Here is a 24,207-nt window from a genome sequence, read left to right on the forward strand (position 1 = left end):
ATGACGAACGGTATGGGTAACAAGAGCGTCGTGCTCCAGGACGTGCGAAAAAGCTATGGCAATCTGCAGGTGGTCCACGGGATCGACCTGACGATCGCAGAGGGCGAATTCGTCGTCTTCGTCGGCCCTTCCGGCTGCGGAAAATCGACGCTTCTTCGCATGATCGCCGGCCTGGAAGACGTGACCGACGGGGAGGTCGAGATCAAGGGACGTATCGTCACCGATCTCGATCCATCCGAGCGCGGCATCGCCATGGTCTTTCAGTCCTACGCGCTCTATCCGCATATGAGCGTGCGCGACAACCTAGCCTTCGGCTTGAAGATGGCGCGCACGAATGCCGCCGAGATAGAGACCCGCGTCAAGGCCGCCTCCGCCATCCTGAAGATCGATCATCTTCTGGACCGGCGGCCGGGACAGCTTTCAGGCGGCCAGCGGCAGCGTGTGGCGATCGGCCGGGCGATCGTGCGCAAGCCCGACGTCTTCCTGTTCGACGAACCGCTGTCCAATCTCGATGCGGAACTGCGCGTTTCGATGCGCATCGAGATCGCCCGCCTCCACCGCGAACTCGGCAACACGATGATCTATGTCACGCACGACCAGACGGAGGCGATGACGCTCGCCGACAAGATCGTCGTGCTGCGCGACGGCCGCGTCGAACAGGCGGGAACGCCGCGGGAAATCTACGAGAATCCCTCGAATACCTTCGTGGCGGGCTTCATCGGCTCGCCGAGGATGAACCTGCTCAATGCCCGCTGGGGTGAGGGGGGCCTGGTCGAGGTCGCCAGCCGGCAGATCGAAAGCGGCCTGCCGCCGGCAGACAGGCCGGTTGGTGGCGCGGTGACGCTCGGCCTGCGGCCGGAGCATCTAAAGGTGGCATCCGACCTATCAGGCAGCCTGACGGCCAGGGTGGATTTTTCGGAGTATCTCGGGGGAACGCAATATCTCTATTGCCAGCTTGCCGATGGCCAGTCACTGACCGTCGAACATCGGTCACCGATCAGTATTGCGGCGGGCGAGCAGGTGAGCCTGCTGTTTGAACCGTCGGATTGCCGATTGTTCGACGAGGGTGGGAACCGGTTGCGCTAATCGCGGGCGTCAGGATCACAGGCGGGCGACCACTCGGCGATCGGCCCGCCTGAATTTCACTCGGCGATCGCGAGTGTCATGAGCTCCGCCGCCCTTTGCCGGGCTTCCCTGTCGGCGGCGAAGACATCGTCCATGCCGGCAGCCGGCGGCAGGCCGGCGAGGTCGTCCATGACCCTTTCGGTGACCTCGGCCATGGCGAGGAAGGACAGCCGCCCTTCGATGAAGGCCTCGAGCGCCACTTCCTTGGCGCCGTTCAGCACCGCGCCCTGAACACCGCCGCGGGTCATCGCCAGGCGCGCGAGCCGCAGCGCCGGAAACCGCACCTCATCCGGCGCCTCGAAATCCAACCTGGCGAGCTTGGCGAAATCCAGCCGCTCGACCGGCAGGTTCGGCCGGCGCGGAAAGGACAGGGCATAACCAATGGCCGTGCGCATATCGGGCGCGCCGAGCTGGGCCAGCACCGACCCATCGGTATAGCCGACCATGGAATGGATGATCGATTGGGGATGGAAGATGACCTCGATCTGTTCGGGTCTGAGGCCGAAAAGGTGCCGGGCTTCGATCATCTCCAGCGCCTTGTTGAACATCGAGGCGCTGTCGATCGAGATCTTCAATCCCATCGACCAGTTCGGGTGGGCGCGCGCGGTTTCCACCGTCACATCCGCCATGTCTCGCAGCGAGGCGGTGCGGAAGGGACCACCCGACGCCGTCAGGATGACCCGCTCGACGGCGTGGCGCTGGTTCTCTTCCAGCACCTGGAAGATCGCGTTGTGCTCGCTGTCGACCGGAAGCAGCCTGCCGCCGCCTTCCCGGATTGCTGCGATGAACAGATCGCCGGCCGATACCAGGCATTCCTTGTTGGCAAGGGCGATATCGGCGCCGCGGCGGGCGGCGGCAAGGGTCGGTGCCAGGCCTGCAGTGCCGACGATTGCCGCCATTACCCAGTCAACTTCGCGGTCCGCGGCTTCCATCAGCCCGGATTTTCCCGAAGCGACCGCGATGCCGGTGCCGGAAAGTTCGCTCTTCAGTGATTCGTAATGCCGGTCGTTTGCCGTCACCGCCAGCCGCGCGCCGGATGATTTCGCTTGCCGGGCCAGCAATTCGACGTTGCCGCTGCCGGTCAGCACGGAGATTTCGAAGTTCTCCCGTCCGCCCAGGTGATCGACGACATTGAGTGTATTCTGGCCGATCGAACCCGTCGAACCGAAGATGCTGAGGCGCCGCGGCGCGCTTTTGCCGGTCATCATGTAGAATTTCGCGAAAATTTCTCTCGTAGGCTCAGGCTCTACTAGGCTTTGGAGGGGGCGGCAAGTGTGCGGTGCAGCAGATTTCAACCCCTGAGGGGTTTACAGAACAGCGGCCGGATGTGATCCTTATAACATTGCTGGCGGATTCGCTTCCGCCGCGGCCGGTGATGGTCGCATGGCAAGTCGGGGCGCCGCGGCGTCCATCGAAGAACAGGCACTCGGTGCCGCCGGCCTTTTGGCCATACATTAAATCGAGGATGAAACCGGGATGAGCGGCTTGGCCGTGATCCCTCATCGCGTTCGCTGCGAGCGCTTCTGTGCGCTGCTGCTTCGGTTTCGGAGCCGCAGCCCTGTGTCAGGCAAAACGTTCTGCTTCATGACGACATTCAAAATAGCATGCATTCTTTTCGCCATCGTGCCCTCGCTCACTGCCGCAGCCAGGGCGGACGACCTGCTGATCTGGTCGCCGGCCAAGCTGTCGGACCGGTCCTACAAGGCGACGATGGGTTTTCGCCTGCCGGCGGAATGGGAGACGAGCGCTGGCGCCGACATCGCGCTTGCCTCGACCAAAGGCGGGGCGCTGTTGCCCGATTCCGAACAAGCAATGCTTTGGGGCAGTATCACCAGGACGAGCGTCACCCCGGCAAGCCGGTCACAGCAGGGTGCCAGCGTCAGCGTCGATACGCTGCGCGGCAGCGGCGCGCTGACCCTCAGCCGCTCGCGCAGCTGGATCCTGTCCGATTCGCTCGATATGCAGTCGAGCCGATCCATCAGCGTGCAATATGACGCGGTCGAGGCTCGGCAGGCTTCGGTGACGGCATCGCAGGCGCTGAAGCTGATCCATCCCTGGACGGGAACCTCGCTTTCGGCAGGAACAGGTGTCAGCAATGCCAGCGGCGACTTCTCGAGCACGGTGGGGGTCAGCCAGGCCATTCTGCCGAACCTCAATCTCGATGCTGCGGTGAGCAACCCATTTTCCGCGGGTGAGGCGGGCAGCGTCAATCTCCGCTATCGCGTCAACTGGTAGTGGGTGCTGAACCAAACTCCGCCGATCAGCGTTTCCTACGAGGTTTCACGGAGGAACGGATCATGGTTTTCAAGGAGCAGACATTTCACGGGCTCGAACCCGAGATGGAAATAGAGATCGCCAATCGCGCATCGGTCGAGGCGGCTGTCGCCAACGCGCTGGCGATCGCCGGCGGCATCGATGCGTCGGATGTCGAGGTGACGATGGAGAACGACCAGATTGTGTTGAGCGGCACCGTTGGCACGGTGGGCGAAATCGAACGGGCAACCGCGGTCGCCAAGGCGGTCGAGGGCGTGCATGCGGTGCAGAACCGGATCCTGCTTGGGGGATCTCCGCTCGACGGCCCGCATTAACCAACGACGGGCCGCTCCGAGCCCGGCCCCCGCCGGGCGAGGACTATTTCCACAGCATCGCCTATAAGCCGGTCAACCGGCGAAGCGTTCGACGAGGAACGACGAGCCGGCCAGACGATCCGTTTTCTGCGCAGCGCCTGATCCCTGCGGCTGGTAAGCGATGGCGAGCAGCAGGACGCTGACGGCGACATAGGCGATGGCCAAAAGAGTCATCTTGATACGCATGATGAATACTCCTGTTTCGCGATAAACGCGGCTGTTATGGCGAAGTTCCTCATCGGCGAGATCAGAAGAGAAGCCCGGCCGGGGAGGATCGGCCGGGCTTTTCCTGCATGGATTGCCTTATCGGCACATCCGGGTTTCTTTGACGATCGTATGACCGTGGCGGCGGATCTTTTCCGTCTTGGTGAAACAACTGCGGGAAACGTGCCGCGCCCTCATGGGATGGCGGTAATCGGGCCGTTCTGCATGCCGGTAATGGGGACGCGCGTCATCTGTGGTGATCGTCACACTTGCCGCCTGGGACGGCATTGCTGAAAAGATGGACGCAGCAGCGAGCGTGCAGGCAAGGATAATCTGTTTCATGACAAGCCTTCTTTCTGAGTTGGTCATTCTGGGTTGGTCAGGGCATCAACTCACCGGAAGCGCCGCCGGTTCAATCACATAGAGTTACCGATTGTCTCGACGGCAGAAACCTTTCCGGCCGCGGATCGTTAGCGCAGGGGATAGCCGGAGGCATCGATCATGGGACCGATTGCAAGGATCATCACCATCGTCGCCGGGCTTGCCAGCGGCACGGTTTTTTCGCAGGCACCGGAATTTGCGCAGCAATACCGACAGCGGATCGGCGGGGCGATCGACGAACTGCGCGTCATCGTCGAGGATTTCAATCGCCAAGCCGCCGAGCACGATCTCGATCGCCAGCAGGCGCTGAACGCCTATTCGCAATCATCCGACGATTTCCTGCGCGATCGCGGCGTCTCGATGCAAAGCACGATCACGCGCTACGAAACGCTGCTCTCGCAGCAGCTCCGCCTCGGCACCGCCGCCCCCGTCGCCAAGCCCTTCGTGCTGATGCGGAATGCGGATGATGTGGTTTTCGCCAATACCTGGCGGGACTTCGTGCCTGGGGTGCCGGTGAGCTTCGCCGGCCTCGTCTGGGGCGTAATCGGTTTTGTCGGCGGATGGGTTGTGGCAGCGCTGCTGGGGTTGGGCGCCCGTCGAGCTTCGCGAAGACGGAAGGGCGTTCGTCAAGCGAGCTGACCGGGCGGCGAGCGCAGCCTGCGTGTCCGTATAGCTCTCACGTCCACAAACATCGAGGGCGCTTTAAGCCGGCCGCCTTTCGCATGCATCGTTCATCCTTGACTGCCAGCCTTTGCCAGTGGCCTTGTAGAGCTAGATAATATCGGCATCGAGGCGGATGTTCAGGGGTTGCTTCGGATTATCCAGTTTGGGTCGACCGGCGATCGAAACATCTCGATGCTCGGCCGCCGATGTGGTGATAAGCGTTCCCAGGCGAGCCTATAGACTTCTCGGATATTGCTTTCACCATCTTCAAGCTTTTGGTATTCTTGCAGGGAAAGGCCATGACCTTCGCAACCTGCGTCTGGGTCATTTGCATTTTCTTGCGCATAGAAACCAGTTCTTGGGCTGTCATTGAAAGCGCTCCTTTGATTTGGGTTTTTACGCACTTTGTACACATTGCCAGCCGCTCCGTTACCGCCGGGCGGCTTTTGCCATCTGGGGAATGAATGCCAGCTCTCTAACGCATCCATCAAAGGTACGGCCATGATCGAATCCATTCTCTGGCTGGCGCTTATGCTCCTCGCCGTCCATTGGCTTCTCGATTATCCCCTGCAGGGCCAGTTCCTCTCCGACGCCAAACAATCAGGCCCGCTGCGCGTTTATCACCTGATCGCTCACTCCGGCATTCAAGGCGCCGGCGTCGCAGTGGTCACGGGCAACATGTGGCTAGGTCTTCTCGAATGGCTGGCACACACGACGATCGACGAGGCGAAGGTGAGGGGGAAGACGACTTTCGCCCAAGACCAGGCCTTGCACATCATCTGCAAGGCCATCTGGCTCGCCTACCTCGTCTTGTTCGCAACGCTCTCGTATGGTGCGTCTATCTCGCTCTGGTGGCGCTGACGTTCGGTCTGGCATCTCTACCAGGATGGTGGCCTTTATGAGCGGGAAGATCGAGCGAGGCACGCTGCTGGTCATTTGCGTCTGCGTTGTACTCGCGCTGATATGGATGTTCTGGCCGTGATCCGACCCCTGCCGCCTGACGACATGATCAAAGACACCGGCATCCGCTTCGAACCCGCCCATGATCTTCTCGAATGGCGCGGTCATCGAGGGCCAAAGGCAAGCCGGCTGATGACCGATCGCTCCGCGGCAAAAGGCGGCGCAGAGTTCCTGCTTAGGCTTCTGATCCTGTTCATCTGGAACAAGCTCGACGGTCACGTCAAAACATTTGAACACGGAGGCAGGCAATTAGGGATCTACGTGATTGAAAAGAATGGTGATCCCGGCGCGATTCGAACGCGCGACCCCCAGATTAGGAATCTGGTGCTCTATCCTGCTGAGCTACGGGACCACTTGAGTGCCATGCATACAAAAGGCTTGGCGCGAAGCCAAGCCTTAATTGTTGCCAGAGCATGTCGCGCAAAAGTGTGCAGCGGTTTTGCGCCAAGGACATGCGGAAAACAAAGACCTAAAGTGCGGCAAGCGAATCTGAAAGATCGCGACGCGCTTTAGAGACCGAGGCGTTGTTCGGCAAGTCGGACCCAGTAGGAGATGCCGTGGGCGATGGCTTCGTCGTTGAAGTCGTAGGCCGGGTTGTGGAGGCCGGCGCTATCGCCATTGCCGATGAAGATGAAGGCGCCGGGGCGGGCGTTCAGCATGTAGGAGAAATCCTCGCCGCCCATCATCGGATCGATCTCGGCGTTGACGTTTGCCTCGCCGGCGATGGCGCTGGCGGTGGCGACCGCATGCTCGGTCTCATCCGGGTGGTTGACGGTGACGGGATAGTTGCGGTGGAAGCTGATTTCGGCCTCGGCGCCGTGGGCCGCGACCAGACCCTCGATGATCTGCCGGAACCGCGTCTCGGCGAGCGTGCGCACCTCGGGGTCGAGGGTGCGAACCGTACCGGCGAAGGTCGCATCGTTCGGAATGACGTTATGAGCGAAGCCGGCATTGAACTTGGTCACCGAGACGACCACCGAGCGCAGCGGATCGGCGGTGCGCGAGGCGATCATCTGCAGATTGGCGACGATCTGGGCGCCGATGGCGATCGGGTCGATCGTCTTATGCGGTTGGGCGGCATGGCCGCCGCGGCCCTTGATGGTGACGGTGAATTCGTCGGTCGCCGCCATGATCGCGCCCTTGCGGGTGGCGAACTGGCCGACAGGCAGGCCCGGCAGGTTGTGCATGCCGTAGACCTCTTCGATATCGAAGCGCTCCATCATGCCGTCCTTGACCATCAGATTGCCGCCGCCGCCGCCTTCTTCGGCAGGCTGGAAGATGACGGCGACATTGCCGTTGAAGTTGCGGGTCTCGGCCAGGTATTTCGCGGCGCCGAGCAGCATGGCGGTGTGGCCGTCATGGCCACAGGCATGCATCTTGCCCGCCGTCTTCGAAGCCCAGGGCTTGCCGGTGATCTCGGTGAGCGGCAGGGCGTCCATGTCGGCGCGCAGGCCGACCGTGCGGCGGCCTTCGCCCTTGCCCTTGATGAGGCCAACGACACCGGTGCGGCCGATGCCGGTGACGATCTCGTCGACGCCGAATTCCTTGAGTTTTTCGGCGACGAAGGCGGCCGTATTTTCCACCGCGAAGAGGAGTTCGGGCCGGGCGTGGATGTGGCGGCGCCATTCCGCGACCTCGTCCTGCAACTCCGCGGCTCTGTTCAAAATCGGCATATCGGCGTTCCTGTTATGAAATCTCGACAATCTTTCATCGCATCACAAGGGTGTGAGGCTCGTGGAAATTACTTAGTCAATGACCTTTGCCATGTCATAGCCATATAGGCTAAATAGGGGAAGATTTCGAGATTTTCCTGATATCCGAAGGACGAACCGTGTCGACGAGCCACTTCCGTTTGTTTGCTGCCTTGCGGCCGCTTTCTTTCGTGTCAGCGGCGACTGCCGTGTTTCTGGCTTCCGTTCCGCTGGCCCATGCCAATCCGCACATTCTCGTCGATGTGCAGACCGGCCGTGTGCTCGAGCATGAAGAAGCCTTCCGCAAATGGTATCCGGCCTCGCTGACCAAGCTGATGACTGTCTACACCGTGTTCGATGCGATCCGCGCCGGGCAGATCAGCCTCGATACGCCCATCGTCATCAGCAAACGCGCCGCCGCGCAGCCGGCCGCCAAGATGTATTTCAAGCCGGGGCAGAAACTGACGCTCGATAGCGCATTGAAGATCCTGCTGGTGAAGTCCGCCAATGACGTGGCGGTCGCGGTCGCCGAAGCTATCGGTGGCACGCAGGAAGGCTTCGTGACGCGGATGAACGGCGAGGCGCTGAAGCTCGGCATGACGGATTCGCACTTCGTCAATCCGAACGGCTTGCCCGGCAAGGGGCAGTATACGACGGCACGCGACCTTGCGGTGCTGACGGTGGCGCTGCGCCGCGATTTTCCGCAATATGCCGGTTATTTCGCACTGGAGGGTTTTACCACCGGCCAGCAGAACGTGCCGAGCCTCAACATGTTGATCGGCCGTTTCGCCGGCGCGGACGGCATGAAGACCGGCTTCATCTGCGCTTCGGGCTTCAACCAGATCGGGTCGGCGACGCGCAACGGCCGCACGCTGGTCTCCGTCGTGCTCGGCACCGACAGCCTTGCAGCCCGCGCCGATGCGACGGCGAACCTTTTGCAGAAGGGCTTCACCACCCAGCCTGCCAGCAACGACACGCTGGGTTCGCTGAGACCCTATGGGTCGGGGCAGGACCAGGTGACCGACATCAGCGCCGATATCTGCAGCGCCAAGGGCGCCAAGGTGCGCAGCGAAACGCGCGACGAAGTCGGCCGCATGAAGGTGCAGTCACCCTATATCCAACCGATGAACCACGATCCGCAATTCGTCTTTGCCGGCCTCATTCCGGGCCAGGATCCGCAGCCGGCCGCGCAAGCCGAAAAAATGGCGCGCGGCGATACGGCGGGCGCGATCGCCAACGTGCCGGTGCCAATGCCGCGCCCGACATCCTTCTGAGCTTTAAGGTAAAATAACATGAGCGCGTTCAACGACAGGATTCCGGTCACCATCCTGACCGGCTTTCTCGGCGCCGGCAAATCGACGCTGCTCAACCGCATCCTCAAAGATCCGGTGATGAAGGATGCGGCCGTCATCATCAATGAATTCGGCGATGTCGGCATCGACCACCTGCTGGTCGAAAGTTCCGGCGATTCGATTATCGAGCTGTCCGACGGATGCCTCTGCTGCACCGTGCGCGGCGAACTTGTCGATACGTTGGCGAACCTGATGGACGCCGTGCAGACGGGCCGCGTCAAACTGGTCAAGCGCGTCGTCATCGAAACGACGGGCCTTGCCGATCCCGCACCGGTCATGCAGGCGATCATGGGCAATCCCGTCATCGCCACGAATTTCGAACTCGACGGCGTCGTTACCGTCGTGGACGCGGTGAATGGGCTACAGACGCTCGACAATCACGAGGAAGCCCGCAAGCAGGCGGCGGTCGCCGACCGGCTGATCGTCTCGAAAAAGACGATGGCCGAGGCAACGGACGGGCTGGAAAAGCGGCTGCGGGCGCTCAATCCGCGCGCGACGATGATGGATGCCGACAGCGCCGAGGCGGGCAGTGCCGCGGTGCTGGTCAATGGGCTCTACGATCCGGCGACGAAGATCGCCGATGTCGGCCGCTGGCTGCAGGACGAGGATGCACACGAGGCGCATCATCATCACGATCATGATGGCGATCACAATCACGATCATGATCGTGATGGCCACATTCACCACCATCATGATCATCACCATCTTGGCGAACAAGGGCACGCACATCAGGATCCGCACGACGTCAATCGTCACGATGCCTCGATCCGCTCTTTCTCGATCATTGAGGAGAAGCCGATCGATCCGATGGCGCTCGAGATGTTCATCGATCTTCTGCGTTCGGCCCATGGCGAGAAGCTGTTGAGGATGAAGGCGATCGTGTCCGTTTCCGACCGGCCGGATCGGCCGCTGGTGCTGCATGGGGTGCAGAGCATCTTCCACCCGCCGGTGCGACTTCCCGCCTGGCCGGGGGAAGACCGGCGCACGCGCATGGTGCTGATCACCCGGGATCTGCCGGAAGCCTTCGTAAAGGATCTCTTCGACGCCTTCCTCGGCAAGCCGCGCGTCGATATGCCCGATCGTGCGGCGCTGTCGGACAATCCGCTCGCCATTCCCGGCATGCGGATCTAAATCGTTGATGTTTGTTGTTACGCGACCTTCTTCAGGTCTTGCGTCTAAGGATACTTGAAAGCCACTTGGCCTGCTGGCCGCTCAGAAGGCTGCGATAGCGCTCCTGGCTTGCCGCCAGATGGGCGCGCATGGCGGCGCGGGCGGCTTCTGGGTCCCCGGCAGAAATCGCCTTCAAAATCGCCAAATGCTCGCGCTGCAGGCCTTCCTGATAGTCACGCGACAGGGTGCTATCTGTACCCCAAGGCGAGGCGACGTCGCAGGGGATCGCCCGCAGGCCAAGCGCATCGAGAACTTCGACATAATATGAATTATTGGTGGCAGCCGCGATTTCTCGGTGGAAAGCGAAGTCACTCTTCCCGGTTGCTTCGCCGCGCTCGAGCAGCCGGTCGAATTCGAAGAATGCTTCCTGAATCTGCGCTTCCTGGGCCGCATTGCGCCGTAGCGCAGCAAGCCCTGCACTCTCGATTTCCAGGCCCATGCGCACTTCGATTATGTTGAGCGCATGGGAAACCTTGTTGCCGACATCGGCGCTGATCGAACCGAAGGCAATCGTCGGATGGTTCTTGACGAAGACACCGGCGCCTTGCCGCGCCTCGACGAGGCCGTCGGCGGCAAGGGTTGCAATCGCCTCACGGACAACGGTGCGGCTGACGCCGAAGAGTTCGCCCATCCGGGTCTCCGTCGGCAGCTTTTGGCCGGGCGCGTACACTCCGGACACGACCTGAGCGCGGATGGCCGAAACGACGCCTTCGGAGAGTTTCGGCCTTCGCTCGACCCTGAAACCTGCGGCCGTGTCGGTCGCCATGTCGCACTCCTATTTGAACACGCTCGGCAGCCACAGCGAAATCGCCGGGATGTAGGTGACCAGCCCGAGCACCACGATGCCCGCACCGTAGAACGGCCAGATCGAGCGCATAGCCTCCCAGACCGTGATCTTGCCGACTGCACAAGCCACGAATTGCACCGCGCCGACCGGAGGCGTGTTCAGCCCTATGCCGAAATTGAGGATCATGATCACGCCGAAATGCACCGGGTCGACACCGTAAGCCTGCGCAACCGGCAGGAAGATCGGCGTGCAGATAATGATGGTCGGCCCCATGTCCATAAAAGTGCCGAGCACAAGCATGAGGACATTGAGCAGGAGCAGCACCGTCAGCGGATCGTCGGCGACGCTCTTCATCCAGATCACCAGCGAGGCAGGCACCTTGAGGAAGGCCATCAACCAGGAGAAGGCGGCGGCTGTGCCGATAATCAAAAGCACCATCGCCGTCGTGCGCACGGCGCCCTGCGTGGCGTGAACGAAGTCTCTCCAGCTCATCTGCCGGTAGACCAGGAGGGTTATCAGCAGCGCGTAAAGTACTGCGATGCAAGAGCTTTCCGTCGCAGTAAAGACGCCGGACCTCACCCCGCCGAAGATGATTGCAATCAGCAGCAGCCCTGGCAACGCGACGGCGAGCAAATTCGCCACCATGACGAAGCCCGGAAAGGGTTCTGTCGGATAGCCGCGCGAGCGCGCAACGATGTAGGCGGTCACCATGAGCGCAGCCGCGAGCAATAGTCCGGGCAACACGCCGGCGGTGAACAGGTCGGCGATGGAGATCTTGCCGCCGGCCGAGATCGAATAGATGATCATGTTGTGGGAGGGCGGCAGGAGCAGCGCGATCAGCGCTGCCATCGAAGTGACGTTCACTGCATAATCGGCGCCATAGCCGCGCTGCTTCATCTGCGGGATCATCAGGCCGCCGACGGCTGCGGCTTCCGCCACTGCCGAACCGGAGATGCCGCCGAACAGTGTGGCGGTGACGATGTTGACCTGGCCGAGGCCGCCGCGCACGTGGCCGACCAGGGATGCGGCGAAGGCGACGATGCGGCTGGCGATGCCGCCGCGCACCATCAGATCGCCGGCGTAGATGAAGAAGGGGATGGCGAGGAGCGAAAATACGCTCATGCCAGAATTCAGCCGCTGGAAGATGACCAGCGGCGGCAGGCCCATGTAGAGCACTGTGGCGAAGCTGGCGACGCCGAGGCAGAAGGCGATCGGCGTGCCTATCAGCATCAGGGTGGTGAAAACACCGAACAGGATCCAGAGTTCCATCGCGCTACACTTTCAATTTGACGTTCGGATCGGCATTGATGTTTTCGATCTCGACGGCGATTTCCGCCGGCAGAATCTCATCCAGCGCATCGTCGATCGGTTCGCCGGCGAGGCGGAGCACGATGCGCTCCAGCGAGAAGATCACGGCAAGCACGCCGCCGCCTGCGAGCGGCAGATAGTCGAACGCGCCGGAGATACCCAGCGACGGCAAGATTGTGTTCCAGGTCAGGCTCATGAGCGCGCCGCCGTACCAGACCATGCCGGCGCCGAAGGCGAGAATGACGATGTCCGAGATCATGCGCAGGACGCGCTTGCCGGATTTCGGCAGTACATAAAGCAGCACGTCGAAACCAAGATGATTGTTCTCCCGGATGCCGACGGCGGCCCCGAGGAAGATGAACCAGCTCATCAGCATGACCGAGCCCGGCTCCGTCCAGCTCGGCGAGTCGTTCAGCACATAGCGGCAAAATACCTGCCAGGCGACAAAGACCGTCATCAGCACCAAGCCGGTGCCCGCGAGCCAAAGGGCGGCGTTGCTCAGGCGCGTCAGAAAATTGACGACGGGTGTCAGGTTGTTCGACATCAGGGCCTCGTCGAAATTGGGCGCTCACTCTCCCTTGGCGGGAGGAAACGAGAAAGATGTGCACGAAGCGGCGGTGAACCGGGGTGGCGATAACTCTCCACCCCGATAACCGACGCCGCTTTCCGCGACAAAGAAAGCAGGCTAGGGCTACTGCACAGCCTTTACATCCTCGACCATCTTCTTCAGTACGTCGTCTTTCACGTGCTTTTCGTAAACCGGGGCCATGGCGTCGATGAACCCCTGCTTGTCCGGCATGGTGATCTGGGCGCCGAGCTTTTCGACATTGGCGCGCGATTCAGCGACCTTGGCTGACCACAGCTCGCGCTGCTTGGCGACGCTGTCTTTGGCTGCCTGTTTGAAGACCGCCTGATCCTCCGGCGTCAGCTTGTCGAACGCCGCCTTGTTCATGACGAACACTTCCGGCAGGATCGTATGCTCGTCGAGCGAGTAGTTCTTCGCCACTTCCGCGTGCTTGGCGGTGTCGTAGCTCGGAAAGTTGTTTTCCGCGCCGTCGATGACGCCCGTTTCGATTGCCGAATAGACTTCTCCATAGGGCATCGGCGTGGCATTGGCGCCGAGGGCGGCCACCATGTCGACGAAGATATCGGACTGGATAACGCGGAACTTCAGACCTTTCATATCGGCAACCGAATTGATCGGCTTCGTCTTGTTGTAGAACGAGCGCGCGCCGGCATCGTAGAAGGCAAGCACCACCAGACCGGCCGGCTCGAACGCCTTCTTGATCTGGTCGCCGATGGCGCCGTCCATGACCTTGTGCATGTGCTCTTCCGAACGGAAGATATAGGGCAGGGCCGGAACGATCGATTCCTTCACAGTGCCGTTGAAGGGCGCCATCGACACGCGATTCAGCTCGATTACGCCGGAGCGCACCTGTTCGATCGTGTCCTTCTCCTCGCCGAGCTGGGCGGAATGATAGACTTCGAGGGAATAGCGGCCCTGCGTGCGCTCCTTCAACAGCTCGCCGAAATATTTGACGCCCTCGACTGTCGGATAGCCGTCCGGATGCGTATCGGACGATTTCAGCACCGTTTGAGCGCTGGCCGCGCCGCTCATGAATGAAGCGGCAACCATAAGACCGGCCGCCAGTCTAACAAAGTTCTTCATGCTTTCCTCCCGTTTTGCATGACGATGAATTCTCAGAGTCTGTATCCCCGGCTTTGCGACTTAGAGGAAAGTCCTCTGCACGCTTCGCCTCCTTCCAGCGATATTTCCACGCTCGGGCACTGATGGTCGGCCCGAAAGGTGCGCGAGTTGGAAGGCTCATCGAGACATACCAACATGGATCAGCGATGCTCATCGGGTCCGATGGAGCAGCTGCTTACCTCTACACGCGAACACTGTCGCTCTTCTTGTGGAAACAGAAGACTTGGATCGATAGCCTCCTCTATTCTTGCCGTTCCTCCGACCGGCTTACTATGGCTAGAACCTGTAAAGTGCAATGTCAACATACAAAAGCTGTGTAGTTGTATGATGAATTTTCGCCGCGCCTGGTCTCCCACCGGCGGCTGCGAAAGCGCGAGCAGGCAAGGTTGGAGACGCGGGCGACAGCCTTATGGTGGAGGCGTCCGCTTCGTAAGAACCCTCAGGCTCGTTCATGTGCACTGTGGGGGTTCGGCGGATCGCTAGTCTCTGCCTTGGTTGGCAGAGATGTGCGCCGCAAAAATCTAGGGTCAGATACCTCGGCGCGTGGCGATCGTTCAGGTTTGCCCGTCGCGTTCAGGTCTTTGTTTTTACGCATCTCGTTATCGCGAAAACCGCTGCACGGTTTGCGCGACGCGCTTTAGAGCCTTTCCGGGTTAGATTGCAGCATTCTGTTGGCTCAAACGGAGTCGGATGGTCGACCGGCCGGCGCGCGCCGTAGCCCAGTTCTACGGCCAAGCCGGCCGGTCGATCAGCCGGCCCGTTTCAGCCAACCCGAAGGGCCGGATCAGAGGCGATCGGCTCGGACGTACCAAGGGGTATGCCCTTCGCCAATCGCCTCTGCCCTGACGAAAACCTGCTCCGGCAGAATGCTTCAATCTAACCCGGAAAGGCTCTAGCGCTTGCGGATCAGGAAGCGGTGGCCGCTTTCGGTCTTTTCCGTCTCGACCAGCTCGTGGCCGTCCTCATTGCAGAAATGCGGCATATCGATCACGGCGAGCGGATCGGTGGTGTCGACGCGAATGAGCGTGCCGCTCGCCATGGCGGCAAGCTTCTTGCGTGTCTTGATCACGGGGAGTGGGCATTTCAAGCCGCGAAGATCGTAGAGAACGGGGTTCAAGCCGTTCAGTTCCTCGCCCAGAATTTCCAGAACGGCTTCTTTGCCGTGGCGTCCGCCGTTTCCTGCGGTTCGGGCGCCGCAAAGGCCAGCGGGTTCTGCATCGGCACCGGCACGGCCGCAGGTGTCGCGGCAGCGACAGCCGTTGCCTGCGGCTGGGCAGGTGCTGCAGGCGTGGCGCCCGGCGCGGTCTTGGCGGCGAGGCCCTGCGCGGTGCGCTTGGCCATCAGGTCTTCGAGTTCGGCGACCTTGACCATGCGGCCGGCCTCCAGCGAGGTGCCGGTCGGAGCGTAAGCAAGTTCGCGGCCCTTGCGCAGCTTGGCGACCACGGCCTTGCGTTCGGCTTCCGTGGGATCGTACCAGGCCATGCCGTCAAATTTGCTCATCGCCTTGGCATAGTCGGCATCGTAGGTCTTGCCGTAGGAGGCGAGAGCCGCCGTCAGTGCCGGCGGCGTCGACATAGCAGGGCACTTGCCGGCGGCATTGAAGGCGCCGCCGTCGGTTATCTGCTGATTGAAGACGTATTTCTTCTCGCAGACATTCACCTCGGGCGGGCGCTTCGTCACTTCGAAATTGTCGTAGCCGACCTTCAGCATCTTCCAGAAGTCGTAATTGCTGTCGAGGCGATGTTTGACCATGTTTTCCGCGGTCATGCGGAAGGGGAAAGCCTGCAGCTGCACTGTCGCCTGACCGCCCTTGAAAGCGTCGCGGGCAAAAGCGTAGATCTCCAGCACCTGCTGGTCGGTCATCGAATAGCAGCCGGAGGAGGAGCAGGCGCCGTGGATCATCAGATCGGAACCGGTGCGGCCGTTTGCTGCGTCGTAGCGGTTCGGGAAGCCGGTGTTGATCGCCAGATAATATTTCGAGTTGGGGTTCAGGTTGGCGCGCGTCAGGTCGTAGAAACCTTCCGGCGCCTGCCGATCGCCGGTCTTTACCTTCGGGCCGAGACGGCCGGACCAGGCACAGATCTTGTAATCGGCGATCTTGTCGAAACGGTTATCGGTCTTCGCCTTCCAGATCTCCATGGCGCCTTCTTCCTTGAAGATGCGGATCATGATCGGCGAATTGCGGTCCATGCCCTTGGCGGACATCTGAGCGAGGATATGGCTGGGAAGCGGCTGCTCGACCTTGTTCTTGACCTTGGAAAGATCGACCTGCGCGGTTTCCAACGCGTCATTGCAGCCGGACAGAGCCAGCGCCATGAGGGAGATATAGGCAAAATGACGTATGCGCATCCCAACTAGCCCATAAAGATAATGCGACCCGGTCCGCCCATGGAGTCCAGGCATCAAACGGAATCATAGACGGTTTATACTTTACAAGTCCTTACCAGCCTATGACGTGCTTGGAACATCCCCGCAAGCGCGAATGCTACAGATAACATCAATGTGGCCAAGATTTGGCCCCAATCGGCGAAGAGCCGAATGTCCGTTAGAGATTGCGGCCCATGGCGAGGAATTTCTGGCGGCGGTCATTGCGCAGTTGCTCGCCGGAGCGGGGTGCCATTTCGGCCAGAGCATTGGCGATCACGTCACCGGTTGCCGCTATCACGCTGTCGGGATCGCGATGGGCGCCGCCGAGCGGCTCGGAAATGATGCCGTCGATAACGCCGAGCGTTTTCAGGTCCTCGGCGGTGATCTTCATGTTGGTCGCCGCTTCCCGGGCGCGGGTGGAATCGCGCCAGAGGATGGAGGCGGCGCCTTCCGGCGAGATGACGCTGTAGATCGAATGCTCGAGCATATAGACCTTGTTGCCGGTGGCAATGGCGATGGCGCCGCCCGAGCCGCCTTCGCCGATGACGACGGAGACCAGCGGAACCTTGACGCCGAGACACATTTCCGTCGAGCGGGCGATCGCCTCGGCCTGGCCGCGCTCTTCGGCGCCGACGCCAGGATAGGCGCCTGCCGTATCCACCAGCGAAATCACCGGCAGGCCGAAACGATCGGCCATTTCAAGAATGCGGATCGCCTTGCGGTAGCCTTCCGGGCGGGGGCTGCCGAAATTATGCTTCAGACGGCTCTTGGTGTCGTTGCCCTTTTCCTGGCCGATGACGGCGACGGGCTGGCCGCGGAAACGGGCAAGGCCCGCCTGGATCGCGGCATCCTCGGAAAATTTGCGGTCGCCGGCGAGCGGCGTGAATTCCTGGAACAGCGTCTTGGCGTAATCGGCGAAATGCGGGCGCTGCGGATGGCGGGCGACCTGCGTCTTCTGCCAGGGATTGAGCTTGGAATAGATTTCGACGATCGCCTCGCGGACGCGAACCTCCAGCCGGCCGATCTCATCGCTAGTGTCGATGCTCTCGTCTTCCGTTGCGAGCTTCTTCAGCTCGATGATCTTGCCTTCGAGGTCGGAGATCGGCTTTTCGAAGTCGAGATAATTGTGCATGAGGTGCGTTTCCGTTCCTTGTGCCCGGGGCGTTTTCCTGGCTCCGCCCCATGTCGCCGGTCCTATTCGTGCTTTTTCGCCTGTTTGGCAAGGGGGTGATGCGTCTGGACAAGCTGCTGCAGCCTCTCTTCGAGGACATGCGTGTAGATCTGTGTGGTCGAAATGTCCGAATGGCCGAGGAGTTCCTGTACGACGCGCAGATCGGCGCCGTTGGCAAGCAGGTGGCTGGCAAAGGCGTGGCGCATGACATGCGGCGAGATCAGCGACGGCGTCAGGCCGGCGCGGATCGCCAGGTTCTTGAGGTCGCGGGCGAAAACCTGGCGCGGCAGATAGCCCTCCTTCGAGGCAGCGGGAAAGAGCCATGGGCTTTCCTGTGGCTCCTTCACTGCTGCATTTTCCGCCGCCAGGAGGCGCCCGTAGGATTTGAGCGCCGATATTGCCGAATGCGACAGCGGCACCAGCCGTTCCTTGTTGCCTTTGCCGCGGATCATCAGGAAACGGCCTTCCTGATCGAGCACGCGGGCGGGAAGCGAGACAAGTTCACTGACCCGCATTCCGGTGGCATAGAGCAGTTCCAGGAGCGCCAGCATGCGCAGGCGCTGCAGCTGGCCCGGAGCCGCATCTTCCGCCTCGGCCACTGCCTGCGAAAGCAGCCTGCCGACCTCTTCGACGCCCATCGTTTTCGGCAGCGGACGGCCCTTCTTCGGCGCGTCGAGTATGCCTGTGGGGTCGTCGGTCCTCAGACCCTCGGCATAGAGGAACTTGTAGAATTGCCGCATGGCGGCAAGCCGGCGCGCCTGGGACGAGGGTTTGAAGCCCTTTCGGGCGAGCGAGGAGAGATAGGCGGCGAGATCGGCGGAGGCGGCTTCGGTGAGCCGTATGCTGCGCTCCGTCAGGAAGGAGCGGACGTCGTCGAGATCGCGCTCATAGGATTGCAGCGTATTGGCGGCAGCACCGCGCTCGGCGCTCATCATCTCCAGGAAGGATTCCACGTGGACGCGGCCGAGATCCACCATGCCGGTCACTTCCTGGTCGTGTCGATGGCGCCCGTAGCGGGCGGATTGACCCGCTCGGACGGAATGCGGATCGTCACGTCGCGCTGCTGCGGCTCCACGAAGGTCACAAGCGCCAGCATCGCTCCGTAGACCGTCCCGGCGAGGATCGCGCAGACGAACAGGAAACGGAACAGGGTCGGCATCCAGCAACTCCTTCATGCTCTGCTTCTGTTATAAGAAGCCTATCTGCAAGTGCAAGAAGCGGTATTCAAGCCATGATTCCCTTGCCTGCGACTTGACGCTCCACCTGCATTTGTCGATACCGTTTGCAAACAAAGTGTGAATGGACCGATGAGTGAACAACTGCTGACCGTTGCTGACAGCTTGAAAGACAGAGCTCGCGCCGCGCTCGGTTCACGCAATCTGATCCTTGTCGGCCTGATGGGCGCCGGCAAATCCTCCGTCGGGCGCATCGTCGCCAGCCAGCTCGCCATTCCCTTCATCGACAGCGATCTCGAGATCGAGCGGGTTTCGCGCATGACGATCGCCGAGCTTTTCGCCGCCTATGGCGAGCAGGAGTTCCGGGCGCTGGAAGCGCGGGTGATCAAGCGGCTGCTGAAGAGCGGGCCGCGTGTCGTCTCCACCGGAGGCGGCGCCTTCATCAACGGCCGGACGCGCAAGCATATCAAGAAGGGCGGCCTTTCCGTCTGGCTCAAGGCCGATCTCGACGTGCTCTGGGACCGGGTTGCGAAGCGCGATACGCGGCCGTTGCTCAAGACCGAAAATCCGAAGCAGACGCTCGAGGGCCTGATGAATGCGCGTTATCCGATCTATGCGCAGGCCGATCTCACCGTGCTCTCGCGCGACGTGCGCAAGGAAATCATGGCCGACGAGGTCTTACAGGCCGTGATCGAAGCTCAGAAGGAAAGTGCAGCGTCATGAATGCGATAACCTCCGCCTCCGCCATCCGAACGGTGCATGTGCCGCTCGGCGAGCGCGCCTACGACATCCTGATCGGGCCGGGGTTGATTGCGCGGGCCGGCGCCGAGATCGCCACCCGCCTCAAGGGCCGCAAGGCGGCTATTGTCACCGACGAAAATGTCGCTCCGCTCTATCTCAAGGCCCTCGTCGCAAGTCTGGATGAAGCGGGTATCGCCTCGGCTGAGGTCGTCCTGCCGGCCGGCGAGAAGACCAAGAGCTTCGAACATCTGATGACGGCCTGCGACAAGGTGCTTGAGGCGCGCGTCGAGCGGAATGATTACGTCATCGCGCTCGGTGGCGGCGTCATCGGCGATCTTTCCGGATTTGCGGCCGGCATCGTCCGTCGCGGCGTGCGCTTCGTCCAGGTGCCGACCTCGCTGCTGTCGCAGGTCGATTCCTCCGTCGGCGGCAAGACCGGCATCAATTCCCGCCACGGCAAGAATCTGATCGGCGTCTTCCATCAGCCGGACCTGGTTCTGGCCGACACGGATGTGCTGAATTCGCTGAGCGAGCGCGAATTCCGCGCAGGTTACGCCGAAGTCGCCAAATACGGACTGATCGACAAGCCGCATTTCTTCGCCTGGCTGGAAGCGAACTGGAAGTCGGTTTTTGCAGGCGGCTCCGCGCGCATCGAGGCGATCGCCACCAGTTGCCAGGCGAAGGCCGATGTCGTCGTTGCCGACGAGCGTGAAAATGGCCAGCGGGCGCTGCTCAATCTCGGCCATACCTTCGGCCACGCGCTGGAAGCGGCGACCGCCTATGACAGTTCCCGCCTCGTGCATGGCGAGGGCGTTTCGATCGGTATGGTGCTGGCGCACGAATTCTCCGCACGAATGAACCTCGCAAGTCCCGACGATGCGCGCCGCGTCGGGCGGCATCTGAAGGAGGTCGGCCTGCCGACCCGCATGTCCGAGATTCCGGGCGACCTGCCGCCGGCGGAATCGCTGATGGACGCGATCGCGCAGGACAAGAAGGTCAAGAGCGGCAAGCTCACCTTCATCCTGACACGCGGCATCGGCCAGTCCTTCGTCGCCGACGACGTTCCGGCGTCCGAAGTGATCAGCTTTCTCCGGGAAAAACATCCCTGATGTCGGTCGAAGGCGCTCTGGCATTTCTTTCGACATACTGGCCGGAGATCCTTTCGATCACGGCGCTGGTGCTCATGTCCGCCTTCTTTTCCGGCTCCGAGACTGCGTTGACCGCCGTTTCGCGCAGCCGTATCCATACGCTCGAGGTCAACGGCGACGAACGTGCCGGCCTCGTCCGGCAGTTGATCGAGCGACGCGACCGGCTGATCGGCGCACTGCTCATCGGCAACAATCTCGCCAACATTCTGTCCTCTTCGATCGCCACCAGCCTCTTCCTCGGGCTGTTCGGCAGTTCCGGCGTGGCGCTGGCGACGCTGGCCATGACTGTTATCCTGGTCATCTTCGCGGAAGTGCTGCCGAAGAGCTGGGCGATTTCTAGGCCTGAGCGCTTCGCGCTCGCCGTCGCATTTCCAGCCAGGCTTTTCGTCCTCGTCGTCGGCCCGGTTTCCTCTTTCGTCAACGCGATCGTGCGCCGGATCCTTTCGTTGTTCGGCATCAATCTCTCGCGGGAGATGTCGATGCTAACGGCACATGAGGAGCTGCGCGGCGCCGTCGACCTCTTGCACCGCGAGGGATCGGTGGTGAAGGCCGACCGGGACCGGCTCGGCGGCGTACTCGATCTCGGTGAGCTGGAACTGTCCGACATCATGGTCCACCGCACCGCGATGCGGGCGATCAACGCCGACGATCCGCCGGAAGCCGTGGTACGCGTCATCCTCGAAAGCCCCTATACGCGCATGCCGTTGCGGCGCGGCACGATCGACAACATCATCGGCGTCGTCCACGCCAAGGATCTGCTGCGCGCGCTTGCCGAACCCAACATGGAGCCGCAGAACCTCGATATCGTGAAGATCGCGCAGAAGCCGTGGTTCGTGCCCGACAGCACCAACCTCGAGGACCAGCTCAACGCCTTCCTGCGGCGCAAGCAGCATTTCGCCGTCGTCGTCGACGAATATGGCGAGGTGCAGGGCATCGTCACGCTGGAGGATATTCTCGAGGAAATCGTCGGCGACATTTCCGACGAGCACGATATCGAGATACAGGGCGTGCGCCAGGAGGCCGACGGTTCCGTCGTCGTCGACGGCGGTGTGCCGATCCGCGACCTGAACCGAGCGCTCGACTGGAACCTGCCCGATGAGGAGGCGACGACGATCGCCGGCCTCGTCATCCACGAATCGATGACCATCCCGGAAGAGCGACAGGCCTTCACCTTCTACGGCAAGCGTTTCATCGTCATGAAGCGGGAGAAGAACCGCATCACCAAGCTGCGCATCCGTCCGGCCGGGGAAGACGGCGCAAAGCCAGCCTGATTTTGCTTGGATCTTAGACGGCCAATGCCCATATGGGTTGCGTGCCGCTACCAGCGGGTCGGTTCGCCGGGTGCTGCCGGTTCGACAGCCAGCGCATGCAGGCCGGCATCGAGCTCCGGTTTCAACAGGTCGGTGATTGCCCGGTGGCGCGCCAGCCGCGACATGCCGGCGAATTTTCCGGAAACGATCCTCACTCGCATATGGGTTTCGCCGGTGCCGGTGATATCAGGTTGGTGGCCGGCATGCAGATGGCTTTCGTCGATGACGCTTACGCGTTCGGGCGCGAAGGCTTCGACAAGTTTTTCTTCGATGCGGGTTCGCAGGGTCATCATCCGGTCTTGCTGGTTCGCGAAAAGGGTACCTACCAAGCCTGCAACATTCCCGTTTGTCAATTCTTGTTGTCGCTTCGCGACAGCCCCATAATTAGCGCCGTCATGAGACTTGATTCCAAATATTTCGATCGCATCCGTACACGCCGCAAACGCGAGCCGGAGACAGAGCAGGCGCCGCCTACCTGTCAATGGGACGGGTGCGACAAGAAGGGGGCGCATCGCGCTCCCGTCGGCCGCAATGCGGAAGGCCAGTTCTTCTTGTTCTGCTTCGAGCACGTCAAGGAATACAACAAGGGCTACAATTATTTCTCCGGTCTTTCGGACGGCGAGATCGCGCGTTACCAGAAAGAGGCGATTACCGGCCATCGGCCGACATGGACGGTCGGCGTCAACAAGGCGGCGAAGGACAGTCCGCTGCATTCGGAGATCCGCTCCGGCGCCTATACCCGCGTTCGCGATCCCTTCGGCTTCGTCAAGGAAGGCGGTAAGGGCAGCGGGCCGCGTTTTCCGCAGGCGCGCAAGCTGAAATCTCTGGAAAGCAAGGCCTTCGAAACGATGGGCCTCGACGCCAATGCGACGTCGGCGGAGATCAAGAGCCGCTACAAGGAACTGGTGAAGAAACACCATCCGGATGCCAATGGCGGCGACCGCGGCTCGGAGGAGCGTTTCCGCGCCGTCATCCAGGCCTATCAATTGTTGAAGCAGAACGGTTTTTGTTAATTCCCGTCCTTGCTCTTGGGCTTCAATCGGGTATGGTCCAAATCGGCTGAGGCCGCAGGCAAACGCGGCTCATATTTGTGCGTTTTCCCGACATCGCCTCCGCCGACCTTCCGGACGCGGCGTTTCTTGTCCGGGACTCTTTCAAGAATGCTCGCACGCGGTCATTATCCCGCCGAGGTTTCGTTTCAGTCCCGGAGAAGCATCGCCGACGTTCCGACCTGGACGGGCGCGGAATAAAAAACGCGGCGTCACGGTTGCGACATGGCCTGAGACAGTATGGCCGGGTGGCATCACCCGCCTTGGAGACATGATGAGCAAGATCGACCTTGATATTTCCGAACTGCCCGATACCACCGTTTCGGTTCGCGAGGCCTTTGGCATCGATTCCGACATCCGCGTTCCCGCCTACAGCAAGGGCGACGCTTATGTGCCGGACCTCGATACCGACTACCTGTTCGACCGCGACACGACGCTCGCCATTCTCGCAGGCTTCGCCCATAACCGCCGCGTGATGATCTCCGGTTATCACGGCACGGGCAAGTCCTCGCATATCGAGCAGGTGGCCGCGCGGCTCAACTGGCCTTGCGTGCGCATCAACCTCGACAGCCATGTCAGCCGTATCGATCTCGTCGGCAAGGATGCGATCGTCGTCAAGGACGGGCTGCAGATCACCGAATTCAAGGACGGCATCCTGCCCTGGGCCTATCAGCACAATGTCGCGCTCGTCTTCGACGAATATGATGCCGGCCGTCCTGATGTGATGTTCGTCATCCAGCGCGTGCTCGAATCCTCCGGCCGCCTGACGCTGCTCGACCAGAGCCGCGTCATTCGGCCGCACCCGGCCTTCCGCCTGTTTGCGACCGCAAATACGATCGGCCTCGGCGACACCACCGGCCTCTATCACGGCACGCAGCAGATCAACCAGGCGCAGATGGACCGCTGGTCGATCGTCACCACACTGAACTACCTGCCGCATGATCACGAAGTGAATATCGTCGCCGCCAAGGTGAAGAGCTTCGGCAGTGACAAGAACGGCCGCGAGACGGTTTCGAAGATGGTGCGCGTCGCCGACCTGACGCGCGCTGCCTTCATGAACGGCGATCTCTCGACCGTGATGAGCCCGCGTACCGTCATCACCTGGGCCGAGAATGCTGAAATCTTCGGCGACCTTGCCTTTGCCTTCCGCGTCACCTTCCTCAACAAGTGCGACGAGTTGGAACGCCCGCTGGTCGCCGAGCACTATCAGCGTGCCTTCGGCGTCGAGCTGAAGGAAAGTGCCGCCAATATCGTTCTCGGAGCTTGAGAC

At 61.3% G+C, this 24,207-nt stretch carries 27 protein-coding genes, 1 tRNA gene and 1 pseudogene; 12 read left to right on the top strand and 17 right to left on the bottom strand.

Annotated elements, in window-relative coordinates; translation table 11 throughout:
* The gene (locus G9X68_RS24855) at nucleotides 1-1,086 is read left to right on the top strand and encodes an ABC transporter ATP-binding protein (RefSeq protein WP_171604650.1); all 1,086 of its coding nucleotides are present in this window, start codon (nucleotides 1-3) and stop codon (nucleotides 1,084-1,086) included.
* 56 nt (nucleotides 1,087-1,142) lie between these two features.
* Here the strand turns inward: G9X68_RS24855 and dxr are convergent, their stop codons facing one another.
* Entirely contained in the window at nucleotides 1,143-2,333 is a 1,191-nt protein-coding gene (gene dxr, locus G9X68_RS24860) for a 1-deoxy-D-xylulose-5-phosphate reductoisomerase (RefSeq protein ID WP_171604651.1), read from the bottom strand.
* A gap of 376 nt (nucleotides 2,334-2,709) precedes the next feature.
* Between dxr and G9X68_RS24865 the strand changes: the two genes are divergently transcribed.
* Both G9X68_RS24865 and G9X68_RS24870 read left to right on the top strand, forming a co-directional pair.
* The gene (locus G9X68_RS24865; protein ID WP_171604652.1) at nucleotides 2,710-3,360 is read left to right on the top strand and encodes a hypothetical protein; all 651 of its coding nucleotides are present in this window, start codon (nucleotides 2,710-2,712) and stop codon (nucleotides 3,358-3,360) included.
* A 62-nt stretch (nucleotides 3,361-3,422) separates the two neighbouring features.
* Nucleotides 3,423-3,713, top strand: coding sequence for a BON domain-containing protein (locus tag G9X68_RS24870; protein WP_171604653.1), 291 nt, complete (start codon nucleotides 3,423-3,425; stop codon nucleotides 3,711-3,713).
* Nucleotides 3,714-3,785: 72 nt separating this feature from the next.
* Here the strand turns inward: G9X68_RS24870 and G9X68_RS24875 are convergent, their stop codons facing one another.
* Both G9X68_RS24875 and G9X68_RS24880 read right to left on the bottom strand, forming a co-directional pair.
* Entirely contained in the window at nucleotides 3,786-3,938 is a 153-nt protein-coding gene (locus G9X68_RS24875; RefSeq protein ID WP_003543398.1) for a hypothetical protein, read from the bottom strand.
* Nucleotides 3,939-4,055: 117 nt separating this feature from the next.
* The gene (locus G9X68_RS24880) at nucleotides 4,056-4,298 is read right to left on the bottom strand and encodes a hypothetical protein (protein ID WP_171604654.1); all 243 of its coding nucleotides are present in this window, start codon (nucleotides 4,296-4,298) and stop codon (nucleotides 4,056-4,058) included.
* A 159-nt stretch (nucleotides 4,299-4,457) separates the two neighbouring features.
* On the opposite strand from G9X68_RS24880, the gene G9X68_RS24885 reads away from it, so the two are divergent.
* On the top strand, nucleotides 4,458-4,976 hold the full coding sequence (locus G9X68_RS24885; RefSeq protein ID WP_171604655.1) for a DUF2937 family protein: 519 nt from the start codon (nucleotides 4,458-4,460) through the stop codon (nucleotides 4,974-4,976).
* Between the two features lie 37 nt (nucleotides 4,977-5,013).
* Here the strand turns inward: G9X68_RS24885 and G9X68_RS24890 are convergent.
* A pseudogene (locus G9X68_RS24890) lies at nucleotides 5,014-5,180 on the bottom strand (BrnA antitoxin family protein); the annotation flags it as partial.
* Nucleotides 5,138-5,503 carry a hypothetical protein gene (locus G9X68_RS24895; protein ID WP_171604656.1) on the bottom strand — a complete coding sequence of 122 codons (366 nt, stop codon included), beginning with the start codon at nucleotides 5,501-5,503 and terminating at the stop codon, nucleotides 5,138-5,140. The pseudogene G9X68_RS24890 and the gene G9X68_RS24895, both read right to left, overlap by 43 nt.
* On the opposite strand from G9X68_RS24895, the gene G9X68_RS24900 reads away from it, so the two are divergent.
* Complete coding sequence (locus G9X68_RS24900) at nucleotides 5,502-5,861, top strand: DUF3307 domain-containing protein (protein ID WP_206679849.1); 360 nt, start codon at nucleotides 5,502-5,504, stop codon at nucleotides 5,859-5,861. The genes G9X68_RS24895 and G9X68_RS24900 overlap by 2 nt on opposite strands.
* 374 nt (nucleotides 5,862-6,235) lie before the next feature.
* On the opposite strand, the gene G9X68_RS24905 is transcribed toward G9X68_RS24900, so the two are convergent.
* Both G9X68_RS24905 and G9X68_RS24910 read right to left on the bottom strand, forming a co-directional pair.
* Nucleotides 6,236-6,312: transfer RNA gene (locus G9X68_RS24905), tRNA-Arg, on the bottom strand.
* Between the two features lie 157 nt (nucleotides 6,313-6,469).
* Nucleotides 6,470-7,633, bottom strand: coding sequence for a M20 aminoacylase family protein (locus G9X68_RS24910; protein ID WP_171604657.1), 1,164 nt, complete (start codon nucleotides 7,631-7,633; stop codon nucleotides 6,470-6,472).
* Nucleotides 7,634-7,791: 158 nt separating this feature from the next.
* Between G9X68_RS24910 and G9X68_RS24915 the strand changes: the two genes are divergently transcribed.
* Both G9X68_RS24915 and G9X68_RS24920 read left to right on the top strand, forming a co-directional pair.
* Nucleotides 7,792-8,925: a serine hydrolase gene (locus tag G9X68_RS24915; RefSeq protein ID WP_171604658.1), complete on the top strand. Its 1,134-nt coding sequence runs from the start codon at nucleotides 7,792-7,794 to the stop codon at nucleotides 8,923-8,925.
* An 18-nt stretch (nucleotides 8,926-8,943) separates the two neighbouring features.
* Nucleotides 8,944-10,134 carry a CobW family GTP-binding protein gene (locus G9X68_RS24920; protein WP_171604659.1) on the top strand — a complete coding sequence of 397 codons (1,191 nt, stop codon included), beginning with the start codon at nucleotides 8,944-8,946 and terminating at the stop codon, nucleotides 10,132-10,134.
* 31 nt (nucleotides 10,135-10,165) lie between these two features.
* Here G9X68_RS24920 and G9X68_RS24925 read toward each other — a convergent pair whose 3' ends face one another.
* The 9 genes from G9X68_RS24925 to G9X68_RS24965 all read right to left on the bottom strand — a co-directional run bounded on the left by G9X68_RS24925 (nucleotide 10,166) and on the right by G9X68_RS24965 (nucleotide 18,673).
* A complete protein-coding gene (locus tag G9X68_RS24925) occupies nucleotides 10,166-10,939 on the bottom strand; it encodes a FadR/GntR family transcriptional regulator (protein ID WP_171604660.1) in 774 nt (257 codons plus the stop codon).
* A 9-nt stretch (nucleotides 10,940-10,948) separates the two neighbouring features.
* Entirely contained in the window at nucleotides 10,949-12,229 is a 1,281-nt protein-coding gene (locus tag G9X68_RS24930; RefSeq protein ID WP_171604661.1) for a TRAP transporter large permease, read from the bottom strand.
* 4 nt (nucleotides 12,230-12,233) lie between these two features.
* Complete coding sequence (locus G9X68_RS24935; protein ID WP_171604662.1) at nucleotides 12,234-12,812, bottom strand: TRAP transporter small permease; 579 nt, start codon at nucleotides 12,810-12,812, stop codon at nucleotides 12,234-12,236.
* A 147-nt stretch (nucleotides 12,813-12,959) separates the two neighbouring features.
* Nucleotides 12,960-13,937, bottom strand: coding sequence for a TRAP transporter substrate-binding protein (locus tag G9X68_RS24940; protein ID WP_171604663.1), 978 nt, complete (start codon nucleotides 13,935-13,937; stop codon nucleotides 12,960-12,962).
* 931 nt (nucleotides 13,938-14,868) lie between these two features.
* Nucleotides 14,869-15,093 (bottom strand): sulfurtransferase TusA family protein, encoded by a 225-nt coding sequence (locus tag G9X68_RS24945; protein ID WP_017989572.1) that lies wholly within the window; start codon nucleotides 15,091-15,093, stop codon nucleotides 14,869-14,871.
* Between the two features lie 5 nt (nucleotides 15,094-15,098).
* Entirely contained in the window at nucleotides 15,099-16,325 is a 1,227-nt protein-coding gene (locus tag G9X68_RS24950) for a L,D-transpeptidase family protein (RefSeq protein WP_171604664.1), read from the bottom strand.
* Nucleotides 16,326-16,521: 196 nt separating this feature from the next.
* The gene (locus G9X68_RS24955; RefSeq protein ID WP_171604665.1) at nucleotides 16,522-17,475 is read right to left on the bottom strand and encodes an acetyl-CoA carboxylase carboxyltransferase subunit alpha; all 954 of its coding nucleotides are present in this window, start codon (nucleotides 17,473-17,475) and stop codon (nucleotides 16,522-16,524) included.
* Nucleotides 17,476-17,537: 62 nt separating this feature from the next.
* The gene (xerD, locus tag G9X68_RS24960) at nucleotides 17,538-18,491 is read right to left on the bottom strand and encodes a site-specific tyrosine recombinase XerD (RefSeq protein ID WP_171604666.1); all 954 of its coding nucleotides are present in this window, start codon (nucleotides 18,489-18,491) and stop codon (nucleotides 17,538-17,540) included.
* Nucleotides 18,492-18,496: 5 nt separating this feature from the next.
* Nucleotides 18,497-18,673, bottom strand: a complete 177-nt coding sequence (locus G9X68_RS24965) for a hypothetical protein (protein WP_012759201.1) — start codon at nucleotides 18,671-18,673, stop codon at nucleotides 18,497-18,499.
* A gap of 148 nt (nucleotides 18,674-18,821) precedes the next feature.
* Here G9X68_RS24965 and G9X68_RS24970 point away from each other — a divergent pair, with 148 nt between their 5' ends.
* The 3 genes from G9X68_RS24970 to G9X68_RS24980 are packed head-to-tail and all read left to right on the top strand — an operon-like array spanning nucleotide 18,822 to nucleotide 21,849.
* Nucleotides 18,822-19,412, top strand: a complete 591-nt coding sequence (locus G9X68_RS24970; RefSeq protein WP_171604667.1) for a shikimate kinase — start codon at nucleotides 18,822-18,824, stop codon at nucleotides 19,410-19,412.
* Nucleotides 19,409-20,539, top strand: coding sequence for a 3-dehydroquinate synthase (gene aroB / locus G9X68_RS24975; RefSeq protein ID WP_171604668.1), 1,131 nt, complete (start codon nucleotides 19,409-19,411; stop codon nucleotides 20,537-20,539). Before G9X68_RS24970 ends, aroB begins: the two co-directional genes overlap by 4 nt.
* Nucleotides 20,539-21,849, top strand: coding sequence for an HlyC/CorC family transporter (locus tag G9X68_RS24980; RefSeq protein ID WP_171604669.1), 1,311 nt, complete (start codon nucleotides 20,539-20,541; stop codon nucleotides 21,847-21,849). Before aroB ends, G9X68_RS24980 begins: the two co-directional genes overlap by 1 nt.
* A gap of 47 nt (nucleotides 21,850-21,896) precedes the next feature.
* Here G9X68_RS24980 and G9X68_RS24985 read toward each other — a convergent pair whose 3' ends face one another.
* On the bottom strand, nucleotides 21,897-22,181 hold the full coding sequence (locus G9X68_RS24985) for a BolA family protein (RefSeq protein ID WP_018243805.1): 285 nt from the start codon (nucleotides 22,179-22,181) through the stop codon (nucleotides 21,897-21,899).
* Between the two features lie 102 nt (nucleotides 22,182-22,283).
* Here G9X68_RS24985 and G9X68_RS24990 point away from each other — a divergent pair, with 102 nt between their 5' ends.
* Together G9X68_RS24990 and cobS are read left to right on the top strand one after the other, a co-directional pair.
* Nucleotides 22,284-22,901, top strand: a complete 618-nt coding sequence (locus tag G9X68_RS24990; protein WP_018482761.1) for a J domain-containing protein — start codon at nucleotides 22,284-22,286, stop codon at nucleotides 22,899-22,901.
* 310 nt (nucleotides 22,902-23,211) lie between these two features.
* Nucleotides 23,212-24,204, top strand: coding sequence for a cobaltochelatase subunit CobS (gene cobS / locus G9X68_RS24995; RefSeq protein ID WP_064647653.1), 993 nt, complete (start codon nucleotides 23,212-23,214; stop codon nucleotides 24,202-24,204).
* Nucleotides 24,205-24,207: the final 3 nt, after the last annotated feature.

This window comes from Rhizobium changzhiense, from assembly GCF_013087625.1.
GTDB lineage: Bacteria > Pseudomonadota > Alphaproteobacteria > Rhizobiales > Rhizobiaceae > Rhizobium > Rhizobium sophorae.